At 71.7% G+C, this 4,645-nt stretch carries 4 protein-coding genes; 2 read left to right on the top strand and 2 right to left on the bottom strand.

Annotated elements, in window-relative coordinates; genetic code table 11:
* Both J1C73_RS08530 and J1C73_RS08535 read right to left on the bottom strand, forming a co-directional pair.
* The coding region (locus J1C73_RS08530; protein ID WP_207315808.1) for an FUSC family protein at positions 1-931 on the bottom strand (931 nt) is incomplete at its 3' end.
* Positions 932-1,031: 100 nt separating this feature from the next.
* Entirely contained in the window at positions 1,032-2,687 is a 1,656-nt protein-coding gene (locus J1C73_RS08535) for an FAD-binding dehydrogenase (protein ID WP_123468785.1), read from the bottom strand.
* A 218-nt stretch (positions 2,688-2,905) separates the two neighbouring features.
* Here J1C73_RS08535 and J1C73_RS08540 point away from each other — a divergent pair, with 218 nt between their 5' ends.
* Together J1C73_RS08540 and J1C73_RS08545 are read left to right on the top strand one after the other, a co-directional pair.
* Positions 2,906-3,799, top strand: a complete 894-nt coding sequence (locus J1C73_RS08540; protein WP_207315809.1) for a DMT family transporter — start codon at positions 2,906-2,908, stop codon at positions 3,797-3,799.
* Positions 3,800-3,912: 113 nt separating this feature from the next.
* On the top strand, positions 3,913-4,542 hold the full coding sequence (locus tag J1C73_RS08545; protein WP_207315810.1) for a TetR/AcrR family transcriptional regulator: 630 nt from the start codon (positions 3,913-3,915) through the stop codon (positions 4,540-4,542).
* Positions 4,543-4,645: the final 103 nt, after the last annotated feature.

A 4,645-nucleotide genomic window follows, 5' to 3' on the forward strand; every position in this document is an offset into this window, starting at 1 on the left:
CTTCCGCTCCGGCGGCGACCGGGGTGGTGATCAGCACCGAGAAGCTCTCGACGGCGTCCGCCATCTGCCCGAACAGTTCTGTGAGCCCGGGGGCCACATCGGCGGGGAAGAGGGGTTCGTCGACCCGTTCCTTGGCCAGGTCGGTCAGCGTTCTGGCCAGCACCCTCAGCACCACGGCGCAGATCTCCAGCGTGTCCAGACCAGTGCGCAGCACCACGCGGTAGAGCAGCCCCTGACGGACCCGCGGGTTGAGCATGAGGCTCTCCTCGGCCTGCCGCAGCGAGGCGTCCACGGCCACGATGTCGTGGTCGATGCGGCGGGCCCGGTGCAGCCGCTCGGCCGCCTGCCCGATGGTGACCCGGCCGCCCAGGTCGCCGCCCAGGTCGCGGAACATCTGCCCCATCTCGCGGGCCAGGCCGTCGATCGACGTGCCCGCCGACTGCACCCACACGGGCGGGGCGAACAGCAGGTTGAACAGCAGCCCCACTCCCGCACCGATCAGCGTCTCGAACACGCGCTCCCACGCGGTGTCGGCGACCTGCGCCACGCCGAGCACCAGCATGGCGCTGATCGCCACCTCGGGGACGAACTCGTTCACCCGGACGAGCCGGCCGATGATCAGTGAGGTGAAGATCGTCAGTCCGAGACTCCACCAGGAGAGCCCGACCAGAGAGCTGAATCCGCTCGCGATGAGCACACCGACGATCACGGAGTTCACGCGCCGGATCCCCGTGGTCAGGGTGGCGTAGAGGGTGACCTGGACGACGAGCAACGCGGTGAGCGGAGCGGTCAGGGGCGCGGGCTGGGACAGCGTCGACGTCGCCACGACGTAGGCGATGACCGCCGCTCCGGTGGAACGCAGGGTCTGGGCCCCCACCGGTTCGGTGGTGCGCCGGACGAGTTTGATCACGGGCTCGGCTACTCCTGGCATCCCCTTCCCATGCCCGCATCCGGCGCCTGTGCACGGCTCCGCGCGCCGAACCCCACCGGACGGACGCGCGGATGCGCTGACCGGGTTCCGCGACGACTCCTCAGCCGACCGCCTCCGCGGCGGCCCGGCCCGCAGCCCGGCCGGAGAAGATGCAGCCGCCGAGGAACGTGCCCTCCAGCGAGCGGTAGCCGTGCACCCCGCCGCCGCCGAAACCGGCCGCCTCGCCGGCCGCGTACACCCCGGCCAGCGGGGTGCCGTCCGCGGTGAGGACCCGGGAGGACAGGTCCGTCTCCAGCCCGCCGAGCGACTTGCGGGTCAGGATATTCAGCCGTACGGCGATCAGCGGTCCGGCCTTGGGGTCGAGGATGCGGTGCGGTGCGGCCGTACGGATCAGTTTGTCGCCCAGGTAGGCGCGGGCGCCCCGGATCGCGGTGATCTGGAGGTCCTTGGTGAAGGGGTTGGCGATCTCGCGGTCGCGGGCGGTGATCTCGCGGCGCAGTTCGGCCTCGTCGATGAGCGAGTCACCCGTGATCGCGTTCATGCCGCGGACCAGCGCGCCGAGGTCGTTCTCGACGACGAAGTCCGCCCCGTTGTCCATGAACGCCTTCACCGGACCCGGTACGTCCGCGCGCGCCCGGCCGATCACACCGCGGACGGACTTGCCGGTCAGATCGGGGTTCTGCTCGGAGCCGGAGAGCGCGAACTCCTTGCCGATGATCTTCTGGTCCAGCACGAACCAGGTGTAGCCGTGGCCGCTGCGCATGATGTGTTCGAGGGTGCCGAGCGTGTCGAAGCCGGGGAAGAGCGGGACGGGCAGCCGCTTGCCGCGGGCGTCCAGCCAGAGCGAGGACGGGCCGGGCAGGATGCGGATGCCGTGCTTGGCCCAGATCGGGTTCCAGTTCTCGATGCCCTCGGTGTAGTGCCACATCCGGTCGCGGTTGATGTGGTGGGCGCCCGCCTCCTCGGCGATACCGAGCATCAGCCCGTCCACATGGGCGGGGACGCCGGAGAGCATCTTGGCGGGCGGGGTGCCGAGCCGCTTTGGCCACTGCTCGCGCACGAGGTCGTGGTTGCCGCCGATGCCGCCGGAGGTGACGATCACCGCCTGGGCCCTCAGCTCGAAGCCGCCCGCCGTCTCCCGGCTGCTCGCGGTCCCGCGGGCCGCGCCGCTCGGCTCCAGGATCTCGCCGCTCACGGTGTCGACGGTGCCCCCGGTGCGGCCGAGACCGGTGACCCGGTGGCGGAAGCGGAAGGTGACGAGGCCCTTGGCGACGCCCTCGCGCACCCGGCGCTCGAACGGGGCGACGATACCCGGGCCGGTGCCCCAGGTGATGTGGAAGCGGGGGACGGAGTTGCCGTGGCCGTTCGCGTCGTACCCGCCGCGCTCCGCCCAGCCGACGACGGGGAAGAGCCGCAGTCCCTGCGCGTGCAGCCAGGAGCGCTTCTCACCGGCGGCGAAGTCGACGTACGCCTCGGCCCACTTCGCCGGCCAGTGGTCCTCCTTACGGTCGAAGCCCGCCGTGCCGAGCCAGTCCTGGAGGGCCAGCTCATGGCTGTCCTTGATCCGCATCCGGCGCTGTTCGGGTGAGTCGACCAGGAAGAGACCGCCGAAGGACCAGTGCGCCTGGCCTCCGAGCGACTGTTCGGGCTCCTGGTCGAGCAGGATCACCGAGCGGCCCGCGTCGACCAGCTCAGCCGTGGCGACCAGCCCCGCGAGGCCCGCCCCGATCACGATCACATCAGCGTCGTACGCCATGGGTTCCATCCTTGTCGGGGCGATCCGGACCCGGTCCGGCGGAAGGACCGCACATCACCCGTGAGGTTCCTCGCGAAGTTACCGGTGCGTCAGATCTTCGGTACCGACCGCCCCGGCGTCAACCGCCCGGTCGGCGGCACTCCGGCCGCACCGGTGGCGTCCAGGCGCTATCGTCGAAACAAATCACTCTCTTCCGGCCTGACTTGGGGTAGAGAAGCGTGTCGGTGCTGGTTCTCGTGCTCGCCGTGAGCGCGGCCTGCTGTCTGGGATTCGGCTTCGTGCTGCAGCAGGCCGCCGCCAGGCACGCCCCGAGGAGCGACTATCTGTCGCCCCGGCTGCTGCTGGACCTGATGCGGGTACGGAGCTGGCTGGCCGGTATCGGTCTGATGGTCTGCGGCATGGTGCTGGGCGCACTGGCCCTGGGCAAGGGCGAGGTCTCCGTCGTCGAGCCGCTCCTCGCCACCAATCTGCTCTTCGCGATGACCCTGTCCCGGCACCGCACCGGCCAGCGCCTTGGCCGGCAGGGCTGGGCCGGGCTCTGGCTGCTGGCGTGCGGGGTCGCGACGTTCCTGCTGGCGGGCGAGCCCAAGGGCGGTACAGCGGTGTCGAGTCCGCTGCGGCACTGGCTGGTGATCGGTGTGGTGACGGGCCTCGCCCTGGCGCTCACCATGTTCGCCGCGCGCTCCCGGTCGGCGGCGGCCCCGGCGCTCCTCGCGGTGGCGGCCGGACTGCTGTACGGGCTCCAGGACGCCCTGACCCGGGTCAGCGGCCAGCGGATCGGGGACGACGGCTGGGCGGCGCTGGTGACGAGCTGGCAGCCGTACGGGGTGCTGGTGCTGGGGGTGACGGGGCTGCTCCTGGTGCAGAGCGCGTTCGAGAGCGGCCCGCTGCGGATGTCTCTGCCCGCGCTGACCGCGGCCCAGCCGCTGGCCGGGATCGCCTGCGGGATCGGGTTCCTCGGCGACGAGGTGCGCACCGACACGGGGGCGCTGGCCTGGCAGGCGGTCGGGCTCGCCGCGATCGTGGTCGGGATCGTGCTGCTGGGGCTGCATCCGGCGATGCCGGAGGGGCCGGTGGGCGGGCGCCGCACCAAGACCCTTCAGCCGCGCTGAAGCAGGTCCGCCCGCGGCGGCAGGCACCCCGTACCGCCGCATGTCCCCCCTCTCACAGGCGGCCCAACGCTCCGCCCTGGCAATTAATAATGGCCAGCATTACAGTGGGCCCCATGGCGAGAACGTCTGGACACGACACCAGGGACAAGCTGATCCGCGCGGCCGAGGAGATCTTCGCCGCGCAGGGTACGGACGGCGCCCAGCTGCGGGACGTCGTCCGGCTGGCGGGCCAGAGCAATCCGTCGGCGGTCCAGTACCACTTCGGATCCCGCGCCGGGCTGCTCGACGCCGTGATGGCCGGCCGCCAGGCCCGTACCGAACGGGTGGTGGCGCCGCTGCTCGAAGCGCTCTGCGCGGACTGCGGCGTACGGGAACTCCTCACCGCGCTGGTGACGGCGGAGGCGAGCCTGCTCGCCGACGACCGGGGCCGGCGCTGTCTGCGGATCTCGTCGGGGCTGAGCCATGAGACCGGTCTGCGGACCGGCCGCCTCCACCCCGCCCTGGACGGCACCGCCTACGGCCGGCTGATCGGCCGGATCGGGGACCGGCTGGACGCGCTGCCGGAGCCCGTACGCCTGGAGCGCCTCGATCTGGCACTCACCCTGATCGGCGCGGCGCTTGCCGACCGCGCCCGCCAGGGACTCGACGGCGCGGAGCCGCTGACCGGCCAGAAACTCTTCCTCGCCGATCTCGTCGGCACCACCACCGCGTTCCTGCACGCCCCCGCGCCGCACGGCGCGTGAACCACCCGCACCACATGAAGGACATGTCATGACCGACAAGAACAGCCTCACTGACCGGACCGTCGTCATCACCGGCGCCGCCCGCGGCCTCGGCGCCGAGGCC

This window comes from Streptomyces laculatispora (assembly GCF_017353455.1).
Classification (GTDB): Bacteria; Actinomycetota; Actinomycetes; order Streptomycetales; family Streptomycetaceae; genus Streptomyces; species Streptomyces laculatispora.